Genomic DNA, 22281 nt, shown 5'->3' with positions numbered 1-22281 from the left:
GCCGCACGCCCCGCGCCGGTTCCCTCCCGCCCCTCAAGGAGACGTCCCGTGCCGCACACGCTGGTTGTCGGAGTCCACCTGGTCCTGATCGAGAACGGCCGGGTGCTGCTCGGACAGCGCGCCAACACCACGTTCGCCTCCCACCACTGGCACGCTCCGGCCGGCCACCTCGAAGCGGGAGAGTCTGTCCTGGCCGGCATGGCTCGCGAGGCCGATGAGGAACTCGGCATCACCATCCGGGAGGAGGACCTCGACCTGGTGCACACCCTCCACCACCTCGAATCCGACGACGGTGCCGGACGCCTCCAGCTGTTCTTCGCCCCGCGCGCGTACACCGGAAAGGTCACCAACCGCGAACCGAACAAGTGCGCCGCCCTCCGCTTCTGGCCGCCGAACGGGCTTCCGGAGCCGATCGTCGGCTACACCGCGGACGCGCTCGCGCAGATCACCGCCGGCCGCCCGCTGTCCGTCGTCGGATGGCCGGCATGAGCACCACGAGCCACCCGGGGCTCCCAGCAGCCGGGACGCCTGCGGGGAGCGCGGAAACCCGTCTTGTGGTCGTTCGGGGAAACTCGGCGTCGGGCAAATCGTCGGTAGCGGCGGGCGTCCGGGACCGGTTCGGGCGGGGTCTGGCCGTGGTCGCTCAGGACAACCTGCGCCGCATCGTGCTGCGCGAGCGGGACCGGCCCGGCGGCGCAAACATCGGCCTGATCGACACGGTGGCCCGTTACGCGCTGGGCGCCGGCTACCACGTCGTCATCGAGGGCATCCTGTACGCCGATCACTACGGCGAGATGCTCCAACGTCTGGTGGACGACCATCGCGGAGTCACCCGCTGCTACTACCTCGACATCCCGATCGACGAGACGCTGGTCCGGCACGCCTCGAAGGCCGATCGCGAGTACCTGGCGGCTGTCACCGAGCGGGAACTGCGCGACTGGTACCGCGAACACGACCTTCTACCGGGCGGAATCGAGACCGTCATCGGCAGCGACAGCACGCTCCGCGACACGGTCGACCGCATCATGCGCGACACCGCGCTCTCGGAGTTGCCCGCCCGCGACGACTAGAAGCAGCTGCTCGACCGTCGTGTCCGCTCCACCTGTTGAGAGGAGGATCAGCGTGTCCGTACCCGATCCGCGTGTTCGCCCTGCCACGCCGCAGGACGCTGACGAGTTGCTTCGGCTGCGCGTCGCCGTGCTGACCGGCGAACCGGTCACCGACCACTGGCGAACGACCTTCCGCGACGACATGCTCCAGCGCCTGGGCAACGACCCCGACCTGCTCGCCTACGTCGCCGACGGCCCCGGCGGCAGCCTCACCGCCTGCGCGGTCGGCATCGTCTACCGCGGCTACTGCGGCCCCACGTACCCGACCGGACAGTGGGCCAGGATCCACACGGTCGTCACGGACCCCGGCCACCGCCGCCAGGGCCTCGCCCGCGCCGTCACCAGCGCCCTGGTCACCGCGATCAAGCAACGCGGCTGTTCCATCGAACTGCGCGCCACCGACGCCGGCGCCCCGCTCTACCGCAGCCTCGGCTTCGAGCCCGTCGACGGCTTCATGGCGCTGCGCTCCACCTCACCAGGACGGACCGGCTAACCTCCGCGACTCCGCCCCCGCCCTGCCACTTCAACGAGGAGCACCCTGATGCACGAGACGAGCAGGCTGTCGGTCTGCGTCATCGCCCACGACCTGGACACCGACCAGATCGCCACCGTCCACTACGCACAGCGCAGTTGGACTCCGGGGCCCGCATGGACGATCCCCGGCGGGAAGGTCGACCCCGGGGAGGAAATCCCCGACGCCGCCGCCCGGGAGCTACGTGAGGAAGCCGGGCTCATCGTCCGGCCGTCCGACCTGCGCCTGGTGCACACCATCCAGGCCAAGGAGGGCTGGGACGGGCGTGGCGGGTTCGTCCTCTTCGTATTCGCCACCAGCGAGTTCACGGGCGAGCTGGCGAACGTCGAGCCGGACAAGCACTTGGAGGTGCGCTGGCACCCCGCCACCGCCGTCCTGCCCAGTCCGATGTTCCCGACCTCCAAGGCCGCGGTGGAGGCGTACCTCGCCGGCGAACCCGCGTTCTCCACCCACGGATTCGACCCCGCTTCCGGACAACGGCAGCTCGTCGACATGTGACCAGCGCTCACCGGCACCATGCCGGGCGAGTCGCCCGCCCGGCATGGTGCCCGGCCGCTCGTCCCCGCCCCGTCCGCACCGGTCGCCCCACGGCTACGCCGGACCTTGACGGCACTGGCGCCCGACCACCCGCGTTCGCCCCTACGAAAGGGAGTATGTGACCAGCGCACCCAATACCTCGAAGGACCCGGTGCCGGACAGCGAGCAGCTCCTGTTCGGCGGGCCGATGCGCTACGACTACGGCTGGGCCAAGCACGAGATGGCCAGCGGCAAGGTGACGTTCTGGGCGGTGGCGCGGCAGATGCCGCACTTCCTGCGCCTGGCCGGTCGGATGGCATGGCACGCGGACCGCACGGCGCTGCTGACCCTGGTCGGGGCAGAGGTACTGCGCGGCCTGGCCGCAGCCGTCGCGCTGATCGCCACCAACCACGCGCTGACGGCGCTGCTGGCCCCCGGCGAGGTTGCCGACGTGCTGCGGGCGGCGACGCCGGCGATCCTGGCCGTCGGCGTGGTCGCCGGCCTGTCCTCGATGTTGTCCGCCGCCTCCGGTTGGGCCGGCGAGCGGCTGAAGCCTGCGGTCTTCCGCCGGGCCACGATCGAGTTCCTGGGCATCGTCAGCCGCTCCGAGCTGGAGGCCATCGAGGACCCGGACTTCCTCGCCGAGGTGGACAGCGCCCGCTGGGGCGCGATGTCCCTGCAGAACATCATCGGCCAGGCCACCTCCGTCCTCACCGCCACCTTCGGCCTCGTCTCCGCAGCCGGCGTCCTGTCCGTCCTCCACCCCGCTCTGCTGCCCATGCTGTTGCTGATCGCCGCCCCGCGGGGCTGGGGCGCGGTGCGCACCGCCCGCCGCCACTACGCCTCCACCCGTGCCTGGCTCCAGCACTCCCGGGCCAGCACGGCGCTGGCGGACATGCTGATCCGCCCGTACTCCGCGGCCGAGCTGCGGGTGCACGCCTGCGGGCCGTTCATCCTCCATCACTACGAGCAGATGGCCCGCGCGGCCGAGCGGGAACAGGCCCGCCTCGCCGGGGCGAAGGCGCGTACCGACCTGCTTTCCGCGGCCCTGGCCGGCGCCGCCACCGTCGGCGCGTTCGCCCTCCTGGGCTCGCTCGTCATGAACGGCGCGATCCCGCTCGCCGCCGCCGGCACCGCCGTGGTGGCCATCCGCACCGGCTCGGCCAGCATCGGCGGCCTCGTCTCCCAGATCAACGGACTGTACGAGGAGTCGCTGTTCGTCCGCGACCTCGACCAGCTGCGCCGCGAGGGCCACCGCCGGGCGATCCCCACCGGCGGCACACCGCTGCCCGAGCGCCCCGAGACGATCACCGTCGAGGACGTCTCCTTCACCTACGACGGCCGCGACACCCCCGCCCTGGACAAGGTCAACCTCACGATCCCCCGAGGCAAGGTCATCGCCCTGGTAGGCGCGAACGGCTCCGGCAAATCCACCCTGGCCAACATCCTGTGCGGCGTCTACCTGCCGCACCAGGGCCGCGTCCGGTGGGACGGCATCGACACCGCAGCCGCCGACCGCCACCAGCTCTTCAGCAGCGTCGCCCTGCTCGCACAGAACTTCCAACGCTGGTCCTTCACGCTGCGCGCCAACCTGCTCCTCGGCCGCCCCGAAGTCGCCTGCGGCCAGCAGCAGCTGGAGACCGCCGCCGACTACGCCGACCTCAACCCGGTGATCGAGGAGCTGCCCCGCGGCTGGGGCACCCTGATCGCCAAGGGCTTCGAAGGCGGTGTGGGCCTGTCGGGCGGCCAGTGGCAGAAGGTCGCCCTCGGCCGCACCCACCTTCGGCTGACCACCCCCGACGCCCACGGTCGGCTTCCCGCCCTCGTGGTCGTCGACGAACCGACCTCCGCCATGGACCCCGAAACCGAGGTCGAGACGTTCGAGCAGATCCGCCAGCTCACTGCCCTCGGCGTCACCGTCATCCTCATCACCCACCGCCTCGGCGCCACCGCCAAGGCCGACCATATCTTCGTCCTCGACCGCGGCCGCCTCATCGAAAAGGGAACCCACACCGAGCTGATGACCCAGCAACCGGCGACGCGCTACCGCGAGTCCTACCTCCTCCAAGCCGCCCAGTACGACCTCGGCGACCGCCTTGTAGGTTCCAAGTCAAAATGGACAGTGCCTGCGCAGAATGGACAGTGACTGGGCAATTCCACGATTCAGTGGGCAATGGCTCCGGACAGTAACTATCTTCTTCGGCATGGCAGTTCAGAGTCCAACTCGCGCTTCTAAAGCGCGTATAGAGCCCACGGTACGGATCAGGTACGACTGTCGCCCGCCATGCAGGTGGTCAGCCGCACCCGCAACTGCCTGCCCCGCCTACGCGCGCTGGTCGTCATCCCCGGGCACCAGAACCTCACTGCGACGGCGACTGTCCTCGGCAGCAGCAGCGGAGCTCTCGGGTACCAGCTCCGAGGTCTCGAGAAGACCGCTGGATTCACCATCATCGAACACACCAGCCCGCTCACCCCAACGGCAGCCGGCCACTCATTCCTCACCGAGGCCCGTGACCTTCTAAATCACCTCTGAGGGGTAGGGTCCCGACCCGGAGAGCCAGCGCCAGTTGGGTGTGAGCCGTCCTGAGTCGAAGATCCCGCTGCTATCGGTCACCGATACCCAGCGGGAGGTGCGGCAGTCGTGGGTGCGCCGTCCTTCGGCTGCTAGGGCCTGTTTCAGAAGTGGATCAAGGTCATGCGATGATCACGTTCCATGGCTCGGGGAGATCTGACGGATGCCCAGTGGGCAGTGCTGGAACCGCTGCTGCCTCAGGGCATCAAGTCCGGTCGGCCGCCGCTGCACACCAAGCGGCAGCTGATCAACGGCATACGGTTCCGCACTCGCACGGGCATACCGTGGCGGGATCTACCAGGGCGCTATGGGCCGTGGGAGACGGTCTACGGACTGTTTCGCCGGTGGCAGCGCGACGGCACATGGCACCGGATCCTCGAGCAGCTCCAGGCCCGCGCCGATGCGAAGGGCCTGATCACCTGGGACATCTCCGTCGACTCGACGATCGCCCGCGCCCACCAGCACGCGGCCGGTGCGCGCAAAAGGGGGACCTGCAACTCGAGCCACCCGGCGGCGTCTTCACCGAGCCCGACGACCATGGGCTCGGACGCTCCCGCGGCGGGCTGACCACCAAGATCCACCTGGCGGTCGAGCAGGCGCAGAAGCTGATGTCGCTGGTGATCACGGCCGGACAGCGCGGCGACTCCCCGCAGTTCCAGGTCGTCCTGGGCCGTATTCGTGTGCCGCGTCTCGGCCCGGGACGGCCGCGCACCCGGCCGGACAAGGTCCGCGCCGACAAGGCCTACGGCTCGCGCGCGAACCGCAACTACCTGCGCAGGCGCCGCGTCGGCTGCACGATCCCGGAGAAGCGCGACCAGATCGCCAACCGCAAGAAGCGCGGCTCCCACGGCGGGCGGCCGCCGAAGTTCGACAAGGACGACTATAAGCAGCGCCACGCAGTCGAGTGCGGCATCAACCGCCTCAAGCGCCACCGCGCGGTCGCCACGAGATACGACAAACTCGCCGTCCGCTACGAAGCAACCGTGCTGATCGCAGCCATCAACGAGTGGCTGTGACCAGCACTTTCGAAACACTCCCTAGGCGCTGGCGTTGAGGTCGCGGACAGCCGTGAGGACGGTTGAATCTCCAACGATCTGCCCGCTCAGCCAAACGCGGTCGCCCTCTCATCAGCCGTTCCCGTCGTCGTGCAGCAGCACGCCTTCCGCCCTCGGGATGGGAACGTAGCCGCCGTCGGCTCGAATCTTCGCGACGAGTTTCCCGAGTTCGGCCAGGGTGTCCTCGCCGAGCAGCGAGGGGTTCGCTTCAAGCATCAGCGTGACGATTTCCCCGATGCGCTGCGGCGTGAGCTCGTCTGTCGCCTCCAGCACGACCGGACCGTCTTCCCCCTCGTCCACGATCCGGGCGTTGCGCAGCAGCCGTAGCTGCCCGTCGCTGTATAGCCTGGCCATCAGAGCCGAAGCGAGCCGCTTCCGCGCCTCCGAGCCGCTCATGGTCGTCCGCTGATCGCCCGCAATGGTGACGACTTCCTGCGGGTCCTCCGCAACCTCGGCCCGGCGGTCTCTCTTGCGACTTCGTGCCACGCTGCTCCACTTCTCCTTCATGGACGGGAGCGCTTGGTCGTTCCACTTCGTCTTCACCGCCGGAAGTGCTTGTTCGTACCACCACTTCTTGACATGCGGCGCGGCCTTCTCCGCCACTCTGAGGCCGATCTGGAAGATCACCTCGGCGAGGAACTCCGCGGCCGCCTCCCGACGCTCCCGTTCTTGGGCCTCCGAGTCATGCCGGTCGGAGTCGAGCCAACCCTGCGGGTACTCCGGCACCGGATCCGGCTCGGTCTCCTCCTTCAAGAAGATCTCGGCTTGACCCACCTGATTGGTGCCGGGGTCGCGTGTCATTCCGCGATGCGCGCCCTCGGTCTTCCTCGACCGCACGAAACGCGAGCCCTTCCGGACTCTGACAATGGCCTCGTACTCCTCGTACTCACTGCTGTCCATGCCCCACCTTCGACCTGCGGGATGTCCTGCGTGCCCGCCACCGCGCACCCTGAGCGACGCCCCCGACACTGTACGTCCGATCGCCGACAGCCGCGCGGGTCGCCAGATGTCGCCCACCCGGTTACGAGCAGCCGCTCAGTCCTCACCGAGGAGCAGCCATGGACAGCTCTCAGCACGAGGTGAACTCCTCGTCCTAGCCCCCCGGCCGTCGCCGTGCTGAAGACGATCTCGGCTCAGCCACGCAGGCCCTCGGGGGGCCGTCGGTCCCCGCCTTCGGGGTCGCCGTCGATATGCTTCCTTGCCATCCAGACCTCCAGGGGGAATCTGCATGCCCACCACGTTTGTGTTCTGCGGGGGGAAGGCAGGCAGCCGTGAGCATGTACTGCCGCAGTGGCTACGGCGCCAGGCCCCCGAGAAGTTCGTGAAGGCGGGTGGCACCCGCACCATCCGCACCAAGCAGGGCGAGTACCGGCAGATCGCCGAACTGTTCGCCACCGCCACCGTCAAATGCGTCTGCTCCACCTGCAACAACGTCTGGATGTCTGGCGTTGAGCAGAAGGTTCAGCCGTTCCTGTACCACGTGATGCGCGGCCAGCCCATGACTCTTGGCCCCGACGAGCACACCGCCCTCGCCACGTGGGCCATGAAGACGTCGATGATGATGGTGCAGTCGAGCATGCTCGACGACCTGACGGTGATTCCGCGCGCCGACTACCTCCAACTGCACCGTCACGGCCAGCCGTCCATGCGCCGCACCACGGCCCGAGCCCTGTACGTCGAACCGCCCGGCAACGAGCACCAGCACGAGTGGGGGACTTTCCACGCCAGCAGGATCGGCGGGAAGACTAATGGCTACTCGATCATCCTGCGCACTGGCGCCCTTGCCATGCAGTTCACCTCACTGCGCCTGGCCGCGGGCTACGAGACCGCCCGTTATGGGGAGAACGGGCAGCAGCTGAGGTTGTGGCCGCCCACCGAGGCGTTCTCCTGGCCGCCGCCTATACCCACATCCATCGACGAGCTGGCCTCTATGCACCCGGCCCGGGTGTGGGCGAAGAAGCGGAAGGCCTGACCGACTCCGCCCCTCGGGCCGGCGGTGAGCATTACGGTCAGTTCGGGGGCGGGGCCCTCGGTCATCTCCCACGGCCTGTCCACCACCAGGCGGCAGTGGCCGTGTCGGCGAACAGGCTCACCCGCTCATTGAACCTCCCAACTGCGTTAAACGGCAGGCCGAGTGAGACGGCGATCGACCCTGGTTGATTTCAGAGATCCTCCATCATGCCCTGCGGTGCAGCGCAGGGTGAGCGGTTACTGAGGTTTTCAGGGCGGGGTCGGTGGGGTGAGCGACAGTCCGGTGCCCGTGAGGCAGCCGTCGATGAGGGCGGGCCGGAGTTGGATGTGCCGTAGGCCTCGGCGGAGGGTGCGGGTGAGGTGGTCGGGGTCGGTGAAGGCGGTGTTCGCCATCGGACCGCGTCGCAGGAGTGACCAGATGCCCTCGGCCGGGTTGAGGTCCGGTGCGTACGAGGGCAGTTGGAAGACGGTGAGCCAGTCGTGCTCGGCGGCATAGCGCTTCATGCCGGCGGTCAGGTGCGTGTTCAGGTTGTCCCAGACCAGGACGATGGGGCCGCCGAGCTGGATGTGTGCCCGGACGGCGAGGTCGCGGTAGTCGGTCCAGGCGAAGCTCTTGCGGGCGCCCTTGAGTGGAAGGTGGAAGCGGGGCCGGTAGATCATCCGGCTCTGCTCGCCGGGCTTGTAGCAGCACAGCGCTGCCACCGAGATCCGGCGGCGGGAGCGGCCCCGGACGCGGATTACGGGCGTGTGCCCGCGCCGGCCCCAGGTTCGTGCGCGCGGCGGCGTCATCGCGAATCCGGCCTCGTCCTCGAAGACGACCCAGGCCCCGAGCGCCGCCGCGGTGCTTTTACCCGCGGCCACACCTCCTGCTTCCACAGCTCCACCGCGCGCTCGTCCCGTTCGAGCGCCCGGCGGGCCGGGACCTGCCAGGACCAGCCGTGCCGCTTCAGCAACCGCCACACCGTCGCGATCGACAACCTCATCCGGAACCGGCGGCCGATCACCGCCTGGACCCGGACCAAGGTCCACCGCTGATCCTCGAACCCGTGAGCGGCCGGCCCCCTGCCCAACTCCAACTCCAGCGCGGCTAACTGCTCCGCCGACAGCTTCGGCACACTCGCAGGACCCGACGAGCACAGGGCATCCGCGCCGCCCTCGCGCCAGGACCGCCTCCAGCGTTCCACCGACCGCTCGCTGCCCCGCAGATCCCGGGCGATCACCGCGGTCCGCTCGCCCGCCTCGAACCGCGCAGCGGCCTCCAGCCGCACCTGTTCACGAAACGCCCGCCGCTCAGCAGTCAGGCCCCCACCCTGCGCATACCGCACACCATTGGCATACCGCAGGGATCACTACCTGTCACCACCGACAACCAAGCGAAAACCTCAGTAGGTGAAGTCCTGGCAGTGGGCCCGGGAGCGACCTAGCGTTGGGCGGCCAAGTCGCTGGAGCAGTAGGGAAGATTCACATGGCGGAGTTCTGGATCGGGCCGCGCCGGTACAAGTCGAAGGCGGCGGCGGGCGGGGCGGTCCGTGAGGTGCTGTACCGGTACACCATCGGCGAGACAGTCGGCCAAGAGGAAGACGAGCTACTGCTACGGGATCTGCTCAGCCTGCACCGAGATGCGGACGCCAAGATCGGCCCGGGGATCGAGTCGTTCCGGGTCGTCCCAACGCAGCTCGGCTCTCATCAGGGGTTCGAGGCGGTCCGAATCGACGGGACAGCCATCGACTTCTCGTACCAGAAGTGCCTGAACCCTCGGACGTACCCACAGCGCGTCATCGACGCCCTGGGTGTTGAGGCCAAGGACCTGCGGAGTGCCTACTTCTACAACAGACAGAAGGAGGGCACCTTCGTCTCAGATCTGTCCGGTGCAGCCCTGAGCGCCGCCGCCACCGATGTCAGCTACTTCAAGGGCCCTTCGCTCGCCAGCATGGCCGCCAACTTCGCCGCTGCAGCTGGCGACTGGGACGCCATCGAGCTGACCCCGGCGACCGACCCGGGCCTGGCGGTGCTCGTCGACCGAGAACTGGCCGCCTGCTGGTGCGAGTACCACCGGAAGCACGCCGTGCTCGGCCTGCTGTCCCGGGCGGAGCACCAACGCCGACCCCGCAAGTGACCCCTGGCAAGCACCAAGGCCCCGCTGGCCGCGCATCGGTCTGGATGCGTCCGGCGGGGCCTACACAGGCTTCTTGCTACACTGCGGACATTCGGGATCAGGTCCGACCGGACCACCCGCCTCCCTGCGGAATTCGCCCTTCAGCCACCGGCTCATGACACCGATAGCCACGCAAGCCTCGACGGCCAGCTCGGTGATCGTCGGCTGCATGCCTTCCGGGCGGTGGTAGCGAATCCGCGCGCTCCTGATCAGCTCGTCCGGGTAACGCTGGCCCATATGGTGCTTCTCGCCCAGCGGCATCGTGCCGTGGAGCTTCTTGTCCGCCATATTCTCGGCCTGCGTACCGATTTTCACGTGCGCCGGGTTCGCGCAGTCGTTGCGGTGGTCGCCCGTCGCGCACTGGTGGTTGAGTTGCTTGCCCCTGATGTCGGCAAGCGTCAGCCCGTGCTCGATCACATAGGCGATCCGGTGGGCCGGAGGCGTGTTCTGGCCGTCGAACCGCATGAACCCGTAGCCGAACCTGTTGCGTGGTTTACCGATCCACGGCCAGCACTCGTCAGGGCCGCGGCGGGCGACTTGAGCCCAGAACTCCGCGATCCTGGCCTCGCGCTCGAGAAACGGCAGGTCGATCTCCTCGGGGATACTCCAACCGGCCGGAGCGGGCACTTCGGGGTCGTCGACCACACGAGGGACGGTCGGACCGTCCATGCGACCTTCCCGCCGGGCGCGTGCCTGGTCGCGGTTGTTCTCGGCGAGATTGCCAGGACGAAGATGCGCGGGGTTACAGCACGGCTTGTTGTCGCACAGGTGCCGCAGCAGCAGATTCGCCGGGGCCTCGCGGAGCCCGCGGGCCAGGGTGTAGGCCACGACATGGGCTGACGGCGAGCCGACGAGGTTCGCGCCGGAGGGGGCCCACCCGTAGCCGTTGCGTGTCGTCCCGTTCCATTCCCAGCACTTGTCAGGCCCTCGCCGGGCGATCTGCGACCAGACCAAGGCCTCGCGGAACCGGCGCCGCTCTGGCGTCTCCGTCAGACCGTAGAGGACCCCGCCGTCGGTCACCCGCTGGCCGGCGGTCCCGTGAAGGTGCTTGTAGGTCTTGCCGTTCACGAGCTGGTTGATCCGAGACAGAGTGGCGCCCAGCTTCTCGGCTATCTGAGTTTGGGTCATCGTGCCAGCCCGGTACTGCCCCAGCGCCCAGAGTGCCTGTTCATCAGTGAGAGACCTTCTCATGGCCGGACCGTACCGGAACCCGCTGACATCAACCCGGTCCATGGTTGACTGACATTCATCACGTGTAGTTTGTATGCGACTTGGGTCGATCGCTAGGCACGCGCTCATATGATTGCGACGCGCGCCAACACCACCCTTACGCACCGTGGCCCCAGCGGCGGTCTGAGTGCGCCGATTGCCCACGCAACACCGACAGAGCCAGTGCCCATTGGGCGTGGAATCGCGCGTTCCCACAGGACCCAGTGTTCATCGAGGCGCGGACCCTACACGCCTGCCCCACCAGACGGCCCCGACCACCGCCAGCGCCTGAGCCGCTCATCGGTGGTCCCCGATCCGAGCCAATCCGACCACCAGGGGAAGCTGGCGCCGCTCTTGTGGGTGCGCGAAGGTTTCGCGGTCGACCCGGCGCTCAGACGCCAACTGATTACCGCAGCCATCCTGGCCGCCTCGCATGGGCGGCCAGGATGAGCTTTCTATGCACACAACTTGTGCGCCTCTCCCGCTCCGAAGGCTCCGTGACCCTCGATCGCCCCGCCGTAACCCGTGACGCCGAGTAGCGCCAGCAGGTCCGAGGTCACAACGCGGTAGGCACTGCCGAGTCGCAGGACGCGGACGGGGTACTCGCCTGCCTTCGCGAGCGCATACCCGGTGGACCGGCCGATCCCCAGCGCGCGATTGGCCATGTCTAGGTCTATCGCCACCGGAAGGGCGAGCAGTTCGGGCGCGCTCATGCCGCCAGAGGTAGGTGCCGCCATGACGCTCTCCTGGTCGCTAGACGTGCTGTGGTGATGCCGTCAGTTTGTATCACAGAGTTGCAGCAGCACTTTTTCTGATCGTAAAGTGCATCTATGACCCCAGAGCATTGGTCGACGACCTTCACCACCCGGGTAGCACAGTCCATGCGCGAGGCCCGGAAGGCGGCCGGCCTCACGATGGCGGCGGTCGCGGACGGCTGCGCCGCTCGCGGCCTGCCGGAGATCACCGATCAGACGATCAAGAACCTGGAATCAGGACGCCGGAGCACCATCACGCTCACCGACTTCGCTGTCCTCGCAGACGTGCTCGGGGTCCCACCGATCACCCTGCTGTTCCCTCTCGGTTCCGCCGAGACCGTCGAGGTTCTGCCTGGCCGGGAGGTCCCCACCTGGGATGCGCTTGCCTGGTTCACCGGGGAGACACCGGCCGCAGATCCGGCACCACCGAGGAGCGCTCGCGACGTGCTGGACACCTTCCGGGCCCACGCCGACCTCGCCGCCGCAGCCAGAGCATCCGCAGCGCTGGCAACGGATCGGCGCCGGGCCGCGAGCACCACACCGGCCCCGGACCGCAAGGCCGCTCTTCTGGAGCTGGCCGCTGGTTATGAGGAGTACGCGGACGCCGACCGCAAGGAGCTGGCCTCCTTCCGGAAGCGGATGCGTGAGCGGGGCCTCGTCCCGCCCGTGCTCCCCGACGATCTCTCGGCCGTCGATCGGGCCGAGGACGCAGTACGCACAGAAGACAGAGAATGAAGGAAGCTACGTGAAGGAACCCATACGCAAGATCGTCCACAAGGACGGCAGCGTCCGCTACCGCCTGGTCGTTGACATCGGCGTCACCGCCGAGGGCAAGCGCAAGCAACTCACTCGGACCTTCAAAACCAAGAAGGAGGCTCTGGCCGAGCTTTCCCGCATCCGTCACGAGCTCGGCACCGGCTCGTTCGTGGCCCCGAGCAAGATGACGCTGAACGACCTGCTGGACATCTGGCTCAAGAGCGCCACGCGCGATGTGGAGGAAGGGACCGCGTCCATTTACGAGAGCGCGATGGTCCCGGTGCGCGCTCACAGCGGCCACAAGGATCTCCAGAGTCTCACCGAGGACGACATCGAGGCCCTCGTGGACTGGATGCTGACGAGCGGTCGGCGCCGCGGCGGGAAGCCCGGCACCGGACTCGGCGTCAGGAGCGTGCGACTGGCCCTGGGCCGCCTACGTGCCGCGCTGAACCTCGCCGTACGCCGCGGTCTGGTAGTGCGCAACGTCGCCCAGCACGTCACGATCTCACGCGAAGCCAGGAAGAAGGCGGAGGCGAACAAGCCCAACAACATCCCGTGGCACGAGGCCGAGGTCAAGGCGTTCCTCGGCGCCATCAAGGGTCACCGCCTCTACGCCGCGATGATGCTGGCGCTCATCGCCGAACGCCCCGCCGAAGTCTGCGGCGCGCGCTGGGACGAGGACGTCGACCTCAATGCACGCGGCACGATCGCCGTCCAGAACACCCGCACCATCGTCTACGACCGCACACTGGAGAAGGGATCGCGCAACAAGGTCGTCGAGAAGGACACCAAGACCGAAGCCGGAAAGCGCACTCTCCCCCTGCCTGCACCCGCCCTCAAGGCCCTAAAGAACTTCAAGGCCCTCCAGGCGGCGGAGAAACTCGCGGCCGGAACCGCCTACAACGACACCGGATATGTTCTCGTGGACGAGCTGGGAAACCCGCTCAAGACGGACAAGCTCCGGCGCGAGGCGTACAAACTCATGGAGACCGCCGGCGTTCGAAAGGTTCGCCTCTACGACGCCCGCCACGCCACGCTCTCCTGGATGGCCAACAACGGTGTCCCGGACACCGTGGTCTCCGCCTGGGCCGGCCACTCGGACCTCAGCTTCACGAAGCGGGTCTACGTGCACCCGGACCCGCAGAGCCTCAAGGCAGGGTCGGAGAAGCTCGGCGAGCTGCTCGGCTGACCATGATCATTACCGATGTGAGAAGTTGTGAGAGGCAAGCCCTAAAAACGATCAAGGGCCCTGCTTCACTCTCGTGAAACAAGGCCCTGACCTGCGACTTTGGAGCGAACTCCAGTCGGGACGACAGGATTTGAACCTGCGACCCCTTGACCCCCAGCCAAGTGCGCCACCAAGGCTCCTTCGTCGGAGCGGACGGCGCGTCAGCCCGGAAGCCTTCAACTGGCCCACGATGCACGAAAGTTCACCACTGGAGACGGAGCTGCACGCAAGCGAGGCTAGCGCAGGCATCCATGACAGCTTCGCCCAAGAATGTCCATATCCGCTCATGTGCGCTCACCCCCGCTCATCCGGTGCGGTCCCCAAATGGTCCCCAGGCTTCAGACGGACCGTACATCACTGCGCGTAAAGCCCCTCAGATCCATCCCAGCAGAGCCAGGATACCCCCAGCCACTAGCGTGTGTCCAACGTCACATCTACCCCTCGCCGTGCGCGGCACTGGTGCGAGCGGCACTTGCGAAACTCGGTGTCGCTACTCTCAGCGATCAGTCTACCGACTCCTGCTGCAGCACCACCGACAGGTGGCGGCGTCTCACCCGTCCCGACGTCGGGCTGGACCTTACTCAGGTTGGTGGTGCCTGCTTCTGCGGCGCACCCGGAGTAGACCCGTCCCCGGAACGGCTGCACCATGCGTCTGCTGTCCGGTGACGGGTGCCCGCAGCTTCTGGTGCGGGATCTGCGTTGGGACAGCGACGCGAACGCGCAGGAGCGCGCCGCCCGGAACCGAGAGATCGGAGAACACCAGGGCTTTCGAGGCTACGGGCTGACGCCTTCGCGAGTTGGGGCTCGTCCTTGGCCGTGAGCCAGGAGGGCGCCCCGCCGTCGACTGGTCTTTGGTCACAATGTGCCGGGGTACACATCAGACGGTCGGATGGATCCACAAAATGTCTCCCTGGGGACAGAATTGAACCTCTGCGGCTCCGATGAGGTCACCTTCGAACACTCTTGATCGCGGCGGCCGCGGGTTCTCTGCGACTCCTTAGGATGGCGCCTCTCAGCTGTCCTGAAACCTTTGGTAGGGCAGAGAAGTGGAGCCATTTGCGCATGCCTACATGCGATCGGAAGGCTGCCCGTTCGATTGTCACGGCCGTCTTGCGTGCCGGAGTTGCCTGGACCTTGCGCGGCGAGGAACGAAGGGCCTGGCGGGAGGTGTCCCGCATGCACGGCGTGGTCTTGTCGCATCTGTCTCCGGGGCTCGGTCCCGCGACGCCGGCCGAGCTGGTCGATCTCCTTCAACAGCAACTGAGTTCGTGGATCGAACTCGACTGGGAGGCGATCGACCCGAACCTTGGCAGTCTCACCGTCCTGCACGGTGACAGCATCACGGACGGCGCGGTCGAGGCTGGCGGTGAGTACGTCGAGGCCCTGTTGAGTGTTGACGGAGGGTTCGATAACGGCAGCGACTGGCTTCCTTCGTGGGCCTGGCAGACCGCCGAGCAGGTTGAGCGGACGTTCTACCGCGGGATGAAGTCCCTGTCCGCCGCTGAATACTCCCGAGCCCGTGCCATGGTCATCGAGGTGCCCTGCGGGACGGCCAGTGAACTCCTCACCCAGTACGAGGAGCGCCAGGTCTCGCGCGTTGACGCCTACGAACCCATCGCGCGTGACCGCCTGCACGTGTCCCCTTCGGGGTCCTGGTTCTGGCCGTGCCCGGGATGCCGGTACCCGATGCTGTTGCGCGGCGGGTGGCTGCGGTGCGAGTACCCGCCGCACGACGTGTACCGGTACTCCCTGGCCCCTGGCGAGGGCGATGAGCTGCCGGTTCTGGCCGGGGCCGCCGGCCGGGACCGTGCCGAGCCCCGCCGCGCCGACGGTGTCCTGTGCCTGGCCTGGGGGATCTGGCGGTTCATCTGCTGCCCCGGCCTGGCCGAGGTGTCGCTGATGCGCTGGTTGGAGGCCAAGAAGTACTTCACCTCCGGCCGGATCGTCCGCTGGGAGAACAGGGACGCCTGGGACATCGGCATCTACTCGCCGGATGGTTGGCAGCTGCGGGTCGACGTGAAGGATGTCGCTGATCCGCGACGGATCCTTGATCGCCTGCCTGCCGGCGAGACGATCGTTCTTCCCTGGCACCGGGCCGCCCAGGCCAGGGAGCTCGCGGGCCTGCTCGCCAGTGTCACCACGCCGGACGGACTGCCGTACGAGGTGCTCACCGACAGGCAGTTCCGTACGAAGATCAGCGGATTGATCAAGAAGGCGACGGCATCTCGATGAGTTCCCGCCCTGAGCGCGACCACGCCACCGACCTCGTGGTCCGTGCCGGTGTCCTGCTAGCTGCCGCCCACTTCCCGAACCGTGCGCCTGCAGAGCAGGCCACCTGGCGGCGAGTCGTACGGCTTCGCGATGCGCACTTCTTCCTCTCTGGCCACCTCCATCTCTGGGATGGCTGGAGCTCCCTCCCGACACCCGACAAGGTCCGTGTCGCCCGGGTGCTCGTGCACCGCCCGGCGATCCTCGCTTCGCTGGGGATCCTTGCCTCGATCGTCCAGGAGATCGTCGCGGACGGCACCGCAGTGGACTTCGCCCTTCACGGCGAGGAAGAGCTGCTTCTGCTCGCGACGGGCGATCTTGCTGACCGAATCGACGCCATCCTTGACGAGCTCGACGAGCAGGCCGAAAAGCGCACCAAACGCACTGAGCCAGCCACCGCCGGATTCTTCGTCGCTGACTACTACGTTGCCGACCCCCTCAGCCCCACCGGCCGCGTCATCGAAACCGTCTACGACCTGCTGGACGTCACCGACACGGCAGGCGGATCCGAGATCCAGCTTGCGTCGCCTCCAGTCTGCGACGAGCTCCGCATCCCGTTCAGCGAACTGCAGGACATCGCGGACACCGTCGACGCCGAGCTCGGCGAGCAGCACCGCGGCAAGGCGGTCAGGACGTTCCGAGCAGAGTTGAGGCACCGGGACGGCGGGCTGGTCGGCGACGTCTTCATCTGCGGCTCCGGACCGCTCAGCGTCCTGCACGCTCCTACCGGTGTCGGCAAGAACGTCCTTGCCGAAGGCGTCGCGCTCTGGGCCGCGTCGAAGGGGCTCATCACCTCACTCGTTGTTCCCCAGAATGCCCAGGTTCTCGCGACCGTGTGGCGGCTGCGACGTGACCTGGACATCCTCGTTAAGGCCGGGAAGATGCAGGCCGAGGCGAACGCGGTCGCGCTGATCTCGCCGTCAGGTATGCAGAAGCTTGCCGAGGACACCGCCAGCAGTGGCACCGAGGACCTGCGGTACCGCGAGTGGGTGTTCCGGGAGATGTCCTACAGCTGCGCCCTCAGCGCGCGGGCCACCCGCTCCACGGAGTCGGTCGACAGCTGGGTGCCCGGCAGGGAACCATGCGACGAGCTCTCCAGTACCGGTCGCGACACGCGAAAGTACGCCTGTCCCTGGCGGGCCAGCTGCGGGAAGTTCCGGCACCATCGGGCCGCCGCTTCCGCAAGCATCCTGGTCACCAACCACGCAGCCTTTCTCAAGGGTCGAATGCACGTCCCGGTCAGCGTGGACGGCCGGCTCGTCTCCCGGATGACCGCCGAGCATCTGATCCTCGCCAGGAGCCACCTCACCTTCATCGACGAGGTCGACGCCCTGCAATCCCAGGGGTTCTCGGATTCCGCCAAGCGGGCTCTGCTCGCCGACCACGGCTCAGCCACCACCCCGCTACACGCCCTACGGGCCGAGTTCGACCGCCGCTGCATCCGGTTGAGCCCCTCGCTGGAGAACAAGCTCCGTGGGAAGATCGATCACCTCTCCTGGGTGTCCCGCTCGTACGTCTCCCACCTGGCGCGGGGGGTGATTACACCACCGCGGGCACGGCGCTCCATGGTGGTCCCTAGGCGATGGGATGCCATCATCGCCTCCTGGGTTTTCCGCATCGAGCGTGGCACCCGGCCAACCCCCGCGCAGATGGACGTCGTCGCCCAACTCTTCACCGCTAAGGGGATGCTGGGCAAGGCAGCGGACGACGTCAGAGGGATCGCCGAGCTGCGATCCCTGCTGTGCGACATCACCGACCTGGCGGATGGGGTCGACAACCTCAACACCGACCGGATTCATCTGATTGAGGCTCAGTTCCGCGCCATCGCCAAAGCCGACCCTGACGCTCCTCTACCCGCCGTAGACGTCGCTACGCTCGCCCAGTTCGCTGCCCGCCGCGCCTACCTGGAGAAGATGCGCCGGACGGTGAACCAGATCGTCGCCCATGCACCCCAGATGCAGGCGGTCGGCATCGCCGCTACAAACGACCTCGCCGACGCCATCGCTTCCCACGTGCCATGGCGGGCCGCCCCCTACGGACCGCTCGGCCGGCCTCTGTTCGCGTTCTCGCAGGACTATCAAGCCGACGAGAAGAAGCGCGTGGCCAGGCTGCACCTGTGCTCCTACGTGGGGGACCCCCACATGCACATGGCCCAGCTCGGCGACATCACGGCCCTGTGTCACGCCCGCACCCGCCGCATCGTCATCGGCATGTCCGCCTCCGCCTTCATGCCCTTCGCACCCAGGCACCACGTCTTTCGCCGACCCGCCTGGTTCGTGCCCGATGACATCAACGCCGGCATGGACGTCGAGCTGATTCCCGCCGTCGACCCCGACACCAGCCAGCATGTCGCGATCTCCGGCACCCAGGGCCACAACCGACTCCGCGCTTACAAGGCCATGGGCCGCAGCATCGCCAGGAGCCTCGCCCCCGAGCTCGACGCCGTGGCGGCGGAACCCGCCACAGCCCATCGCGCCCACGCCCTCATCGCGTTCACCGCCTACGACGCCGGGCCGGTCATCGCGGAAGGCATGATCGAAGCCGGAATCAACCCCGAGGAGATCTGCGTCGCCGTGCGACCGGACGACATGGAGGGATACCTCAGAAACCCGCCTCCGTGGACGCCCGTGCCTGCCGATCGTCTGGAGAGCTTCCCCTACGGCACCGGCCACGGGAACCGCCGCTACCTCCTCGCCCCGATGGCCCGTGTCGAACGCGGCCTGAACATCGTCGACGACCAGGGCAACTCCCTGCTCCATGTCGCGACGCTGGCGAACCGGCCCGTGCCGCTCATGGAGGACCCACCGGTACTCCTGGCCCTGGTCAGCTCGCTCTCCTACCGCAGCATGACCAAGGAGACCTTCACGGACCCGGCCACGGAACTCGAACGGCTGCGGGTCAAGGCCGGCCAGGTCTTCGAGGACATCCGGCGCGGCGACATGTACTTCAAGAGCCTGGACTCCGATGTGAAGCTCGCGATCGTCGCGGAGATCATCAACCGGCTCACGCAGCTCGGCGGACGAACCCGCCGCGGCGGAGACCACGGCCGACTACGGCTCCTGGACGCGGCCTTCACCGAGACCCACGCCGACTCCACCCTCCCCGTCCTCCTCAAGCAGCTCGCCCAGTCCTGGGAGGACAAGCAGGAGATGGCAACCATCGACGAAATCTACCGCACGACGATGGCCGCGATGCTCGCCATGGACGCCCGCAACACCGCCCCGACCGACACCATCCACGAAAGCCCGTTCGATTGAACCTCACCGCCGGAACCCTGCCCGTCCTTTCATTCCTCCTCCCCGACGACCTGCTGGGCAGCGTCAACGCCTACCCCCAGACCACGCACTTCACCACCTCGTGGTCGCACCTGCCGAAACCGCGACGCGCCGACGCGCTGCGCCCGACCGCCTCCCTCACCCTGGCCGCCAGGGCCGTCACCGGCAATCGCTTGTTCTTCACCGACCCGGACAGGCCCGCAAGGACCGGCCCCTGGCCAGGCCTTCCCCTGTTCATCGCGCCGGGCACCCTCGAGCTGGAGAAGATGACCACCGTCCTGCGGATGTGGGAGTCCCAGCTCGAGGGGCACGAGGGACGCAACACCCTGGCGCCGCTCCTTGATCTCTCCGCCGGCGGACCCGTGCCTCTATCGGAGGTCCTCCAGCGCGACGAACACGGCCGGATCATCGGCCCACACTGGGCATTCCGGGTGGCCGGCTGGCGCAACGCCGAAATGCTGGCCGCCGCACCGCTGCCGCTCGGCAACGGACAGGAGATCCCGTTCCTGCTCGACACCGAGGGCGGCCTGATCTCCTGGCACGATCCGCTCATCGCCGAGGAGGAATGGATCGACAAGAAGAGCGGGCAGCTCGTCAAGCGGGCCGGCCACGCCATGGACCGCATCCAGGTGGACGTGGAACCCGGCCCCGGCGGCCTCGCCCTCATCGCACACCTCTCACCGCGAATCTCCCGCGTAGCGACGAACTGGAAGGGCATCCGTAACGTCTACCTCAACCACACAGTCAACACCGAGGTGATCCTCAAAGCCCCCGTCAAGGTCCAGTGGACGGTCGAGGACGGCAAAAGGGTCGTCAAGAGTGTGGCGTACAAGGGCGCCGCAGCGAAAGTCGTGGAGAAGTGCGGCGTATCGCGGCTCCCCGAGGCACCCACCGCGCTCGGCGAACTCGGCCCGGTCCGGGGCATCCACCGCACACAGGAGCACCTCATCGGGACCGGACCAGGTGCCCGCCTCAAGACTCTACTCGCGCAGCATGCCGCCAACATTCTCGGCATCGAACCGATCACCTATGACGGCACCCCTGTACGGATCTCAGCCGCGAGCCCGAAAGAGTTCCCTGCCCCCTGCATCCTCCCCGACAAGTTCCCGCAGGCCCTCCAGGCCGCCAAGAAGAGCAGCATGACGATCGTCATGCCCTACTCCTCCCCTGAGTGGAAGAGCCGGGTCCTGCGGCAGATCGGCCGGGACTATGACCTGCCCAAACTCGTAGAGAGCGAGGACGGGCAGATCAGCCACCTCGCACCAGGACTCTGCCTGGTGACGCTGCAGGTCCCCGAGCTTGTGCTGCACGGCCAGCGTGACCGCGCGAAGATCATCAACAGCCTGTCGTGGTTCCGCAGGGACGACCCAGACGCGGTGCTCGCGGCAATGTGCGAGACCTCGTGGCCGACCGACGAGGAGAAGACCAGGGGCATCCAGGACGCCAAGAAAGCTCTCAAGGAGATCTTCGCCCTTCAGCGAATCCCATCGCAGTTCATCACCATGGACTCCGACCCCGGCGACCCATTCCGCCGCAACATGGCCGACCGCGTCGCGATCTCCCGAGCACGCAAAGCCGGCCTCCCAGACCCTGCAATCAAGGAGAAGGACGACAACGCCGTCCAGTTCGCCCTCGCAAGTCTCATGTCCGACTGCGGACTGAGCGACAACCGGCTTGCCAGCGCCGCGTGCCACAAGAACAACGGCCCGATCACCCTGGACCGCACCACCGTCCTCGTCGGGGTCTTCACCCGGCACACCGTCCCGCAAACACCCGTGGGCGGCCGGCGCAAGCCCGCGGTCCTGGCCGTCACCATGGTCGCCATGCTGGCCTCCCCCGGAACGGACCAGTTCTGGCCCACCCTCATGTACGGCGACAACGGATGGCGGCCCCTCGACGAAGCCCGGGCCGCTTACCATCGCGGCCCGATCGGGAAGCCCGGCCACAACCTACGCGAGGACGGCATCCACCGAGTCCGGGACTACGTCGAGACCGCGCTGCGCAAGCTCTCCTCGAAGTACCCCATCATCGTGTTCGCCGAGCAGCGAAAGGGCCTGTGGCCCGGGATGTCAAACGAGAACCTGGGATCGGGTGCCTTCCCAGGAAGCTCCCTGATCGCCGACGGCAACGACGTCGCCCTCGTCCGCGTCAGAAACGGCGAGACCGTCCCACAACCCACCGGCCGAATCGGGGGGACCGCCCGAAGGCCCGCAGACCCAACCCAGCCCGCCATGCCGTCCACCTACCTGTACTCGTCCCGGCACGGTGGCTGGCAGTCCTGGCTCCTGGCCGGCGAGAGCCGCCAGCACAAGGGAGGGCAGCGAACCGGCACCCAGTTCACCCGCCGCACACTCCCGCCAGAGAAGAAGTCGGCGATCGAGCATCCCTTCCACGGCGTAACCAAGACTGAGTACATCGTCATTCATCCCGGATCCTGGTCGGAGGAGCAACTCGCGGGCCTAGCCGCACGCCTTTCCAACCAATCAGCATCCTGGGACGGACGAACCAATCTTCCCGTTCCCCTTCACCGTGCTCAGGACGCCAACACGAAGCACCCACAGTTCTTCAGCGGTGAGGAGGATGAGGAGAGCGACTTCGTCCTGAGCGAGTGACCGCGCGGGGCTGGGCCGCAGCGGTTCAGGGCTAGCGGTCCGGAGGCGGATCGTGCCCTACAAGTCGTCCGGCGGGTCGTACTTGCTCGACAGCTGGGTCGTACGCGAGAGGCGCCTCGCCGCGTCGGCCGCGAACGCCATGGCGTCGGACCGAGTCTGCGTGGGCCTCGTCCACCAACCGGGTGATCGTGCGTTCCCAGCAGGCGCCCTAGCCCCGATCCAGCTGTCAAGTCCGAGTCTCCGTCGGACACTCACTGCACTGGCCGGA

General features: G+C 67.5%; 19 protein-coding genes and 1 tRNA gene. 14 read left to right on the top strand and 6 right to left on the bottom strand.

Features of this window, described 5'->3' with window-relative positions; all coding sequences use genetic code 11:
- Positions 1-48 precede the first annotated feature (48 nt).
- The 7 genes from MCM47_RS15370 to MCM47_RS15345 all read left to right on the top strand — a co-directional run bounded on the left by MCM47_RS15370 (position 49) and on the right by MCM47_RS15345 (position 5745).
- Entirely contained in the window at positions 49-489 is a 441-nt protein-coding gene (locus MCM47_RS15370) for an NUDIX domain-containing protein (protein WP_238862175.1), read from the top strand.
- A complete protein-coding gene (locus MCM47_RS15365) occupies positions 486-1070 on the top strand; it encodes an AAA family ATPase (RefSeq protein ID WP_238862174.1) in 585 nt (194 codons plus the stop codon). Before MCM47_RS15370 ends, MCM47_RS15365 begins: the two co-directional genes overlap by 4 nt.
- Positions 1071-1122: 52 nt before the next feature.
- Entirely contained in the window at positions 1123-1602 is a 480-nt protein-coding gene (locus MCM47_RS15360; protein WP_238862173.1) for a GNAT family N-acetyltransferase, read from the top strand.
- A 48-nt stretch (positions 1603-1650) separates the two neighbouring features.
- Positions 1651-2139, top strand: a complete 489-nt coding sequence (locus MCM47_RS15355) for an NUDIX domain-containing protein (protein ID WP_238862172.1) — start codon at positions 1651-1653, stop codon at positions 2137-2139.
- A 157-nt stretch (positions 2140-2296) separates the two neighbouring features.
- Positions 2297-4303, top strand: a complete 2007-nt coding sequence (locus tag MCM47_RS43265) for an ABC transporter ATP-binding protein (protein ID WP_238862171.1) — start codon at positions 2297-2299, stop codon at positions 4301-4303.
- A gap of 138 nt (positions 4304-4441) precedes the next feature.
- Positions 4442-4690 carry a LysR family transcriptional regulator gene (locus tag MCM47_RS44010; RefSeq protein WP_374209132.1) on the top strand — a complete coding sequence of 83 codons (249 nt, stop codon included), beginning with the start codon at positions 4442-4444 and terminating at the stop codon, positions 4688-4690.
- A gap of 180 nt (positions 4691-4870) precedes the next feature.
- Positions 4871-5745, top strand: a protein-coding gene (locus MCM47_RS15345; protein WP_374209131.1) for an IS5 family transposase whose coding sequence is annotated in 2 segments (ribosomal slippage) — positions 4871-5260 and positions 5263-5745 — 873 coding nt in all. Because the reading frame shifts where the segments join, the coding sequence is not laid out codon by codon here.
- A 111-nt stretch (positions 5746-5856) separates the two neighbouring features.
- Here MCM47_RS15345 and MCM47_RS15340 read toward each other — a convergent pair.
- Positions 5857-6684: a hypothetical protein gene (locus tag MCM47_RS15340; protein ID WP_238862170.1), complete on the bottom strand. Its 828-nt coding sequence runs from the start codon at positions 6682-6684 to the stop codon at positions 5857-5859.
- A 328-nt stretch (positions 6685-7012) separates the two neighbouring features.
- Here MCM47_RS15340 and MCM47_RS15335 point away from each other — a divergent pair, with 328 nt between their 5' ends.
- On the top strand, positions 7013-7756 hold the full coding sequence (locus tag MCM47_RS15335; RefSeq protein ID WP_238862169.1) for a hypothetical protein: 744 nt from the start codon (positions 7013-7015) through the stop codon (positions 7754-7756).
- 248 nt (positions 7757-8004) lie between these two features.
- Here MCM47_RS15335 and MCM47_RS15330 read toward each other — a convergent pair whose 3' ends face one another.
- Positions 8005-8544 carry a transposase gene (locus MCM47_RS15330; protein WP_238862635.1) on the bottom strand — a complete coding sequence of 180 codons (540 nt, stop codon included), beginning with the start codon at positions 8542-8544 and terminating at the stop codon, positions 8005-8007.
- The gene (locus MCM47_RS15325; protein WP_238862168.1) at positions 8541-9080 is read right to left on the bottom strand and encodes a winged helix-turn-helix domain-containing protein; all 540 of its coding nucleotides are present in this window, start codon (positions 9078-9080) and stop codon (positions 8541-8543) included. Before MCM47_RS15325 ends, MCM47_RS15330 begins: the two co-directional genes overlap by 4 nt.
- A 140-nt stretch (positions 9081-9220) precedes the next feature.
- Here MCM47_RS15325 and MCM47_RS15320 point away from each other — a divergent pair, with 140 nt between their 5' ends.
- The gene (locus MCM47_RS15320; RefSeq protein ID WP_238862167.1) at positions 9221-9871 is read left to right on the top strand and encodes a DCL family protein; all 651 of its coding nucleotides are present in this window, start codon (positions 9221-9223) and stop codon (positions 9869-9871) included.
- Positions 9872-9931: 60 nt separating this feature from the next.
- Here MCM47_RS15320 and MCM47_RS15315 read toward each other — a convergent pair whose 3' ends face one another.
- Both MCM47_RS15315 and MCM47_RS15310 read right to left on the bottom strand, forming a co-directional pair.
- Positions 9932-11101 (bottom strand): HNH endonuclease, encoded by a 1170-nt coding sequence (locus tag MCM47_RS15315; RefSeq protein WP_238862166.1) that lies wholly within the window; start codon positions 11099-11101, stop codon positions 9932-9934.
- Positions 11102-11574: 473 nt separating this feature from the next.
- A complete protein-coding gene (locus tag MCM47_RS15310; RefSeq protein WP_308222323.1) occupies positions 11575-11856 on the bottom strand; it encodes a hypothetical protein in 282 nt (93 codons plus the stop codon).
- 93 nt (positions 11857-11949) lie between these two features.
- On the opposite strand from MCM47_RS15310, the gene MCM47_RS15305 reads away from it, so the two are divergent.
- Together MCM47_RS15305 and MCM47_RS15300 are read left to right on the top strand one after the other, a co-directional pair.
- Positions 11950-12609: a helix-turn-helix domain-containing protein gene (locus MCM47_RS15305; RefSeq protein ID WP_238862164.1), complete on the top strand. Its 660-nt coding sequence runs from the start codon at positions 11950-11952 to the stop codon at positions 12607-12609.
- Positions 12610-12619: 10 nt separating this feature from the next.
- Positions 12620-13819, top strand: a complete 1200-nt coding sequence (locus MCM47_RS15300) for a tyrosine-type recombinase/integrase (protein WP_238862163.1) — start codon at positions 12620-12622, stop codon at positions 13817-13819.
- Positions 13820-13934: 115 nt separating this feature from the next.
- Here the strand turns inward: MCM47_RS15300 and MCM47_RS15295 are convergent.
- Positions 13935-14027: transfer RNA gene (locus MCM47_RS15295), tRNA-Pro, on the bottom strand.
- A gap of 833 nt (positions 14028-14860) precedes the next feature.
- Here MCM47_RS15295 and MCM47_RS15290 point away from each other — a divergent pair.
- Genes MCM47_RS15290 through MCM47_RS15280 form a run of 3 tightly spaced genes read left to right on the top strand, consistent with a single transcriptional unit; the run spans position 14861 to position 22013 of the window.
- On the top strand, positions 14861-16090 hold the full coding sequence (locus MCM47_RS15290) for a hypothetical protein (RefSeq protein ID WP_308222322.1): 1230 nt from the start codon (positions 14861-14863) through the stop codon (positions 16088-16090).
- Complete coding sequence (locus MCM47_RS15285) at positions 16087-19383, top strand: hypothetical protein (protein WP_238862161.1); 3297 nt, start codon at positions 16087-16089, stop codon at positions 19381-19383. Before MCM47_RS15290 ends, MCM47_RS15285 begins: the two co-directional genes overlap by 4 nt.
- The gene (locus MCM47_RS15280) at positions 19380-22013 is read left to right on the top strand and encodes an RNaseH domain-containing protein (protein ID WP_238862160.1); all 2634 of its coding nucleotides are present in this window, start codon (positions 19380-19382) and stop codon (positions 22011-22013) included. Before MCM47_RS15285 ends, MCM47_RS15280 begins: the two co-directional genes overlap by 4 nt.
- Positions 22014-22281 lie beyond the last annotated feature (268 nt).

Source organism: Kitasatospora sp. A2-31 (assembly GCF_022288725.1).
In the GTDB taxonomy this organism is placed as follows: Bacteria; Actinomycetota; Actinomycetes; order Streptomycetales; family Streptomycetaceae; genus Kitasatospora.
This window is presented reverse-complemented; position numbering and strand designations above follow the sequence as displayed.

Excerpts from the sequence above, each read along its gene's own strand:
- MCM47_RS15365 (WP_238862174.1), top strand. The coding sequence starts at position 486 with ATGAGCACCACGAGCCACCCGGGGCTCCCAGCAGCCGGGACGCCTGCG.
- MCM47_RS15355 (WP_238862172.1), top strand. The coding sequence starts at position 1,651 with ATGCACGAGACGAGCAGGCTGTCGGTCTGCGTCATCGCCCACGACCTG.
- MCM47_RS44010 (WP_374209132.1), top strand. The coding sequence starts at position 4,442 with ATGCAGGTGGTCAGCCGCACCCGCAACTGCCTGCCCCGCCTACGCGCG.
- MCM47_RS15340 (WP_238862170.1), bottom strand. The coding sequence starts at position 6,684 with ATGGACAGCAGTGAGTACGAGGAGTACGAGGCCATTGTCAGAGTCCGG.
- MCM47_RS15335 (WP_238862169.1), top strand. The coding sequence starts at position 7,013 with ATGCCCACCACGTTTGTGTTCTGCGGGGGGAAGGCAGGCAGCCGTGAG.
- MCM47_RS15330 (WP_238862635.1), bottom strand. The coding sequence starts at position 8,544 with ATGACGCCGCCGCGCGCACGAACCTGGGGCCGGCGCGGGCACACGCCC.
- MCM47_RS15320 (WP_238862167.1), top strand. The coding sequence starts at position 9,221 with ATGGCGGAGTTCTGGATCGGGCCGCGCCGGTACAAGTCGAAGGCGGCG.
- MCM47_RS15315 (WP_238862166.1), bottom strand. The coding sequence starts at position 11,101 with ATGAGAAGGTCTCTCACTGATGAACAGGCACTCTGGGCGCTGGGGCAG.
- MCM47_RS15310 (WP_308222323.1), bottom strand. The coding sequence starts at position 11,856 with ATGGCGGCACCTACCTCTGGCGGCATGAGCGCGCCCGAACTGCTCGCC.
- MCM47_RS15305 (WP_238862164.1), top strand. The coding sequence starts at position 11,950 with ATGACCCCAGAGCATTGGTCGACGACCTTCACCACCCGGGTAGCACAG.
- MCM47_RS15290 (WP_308222322.1), top strand. The coding sequence starts at position 14,861 with ATGGCGCCTCTCAGCTGTCCTGAAACCTTTGGTAGGGCAGAGAAGTGG.
- MCM47_RS15285 (WP_238862161.1), top strand. The coding sequence starts at position 16,087 with ATGAGTTCCCGCCCTGAGCGCGACCACGCCACCGACCTCGTGGTCCGT.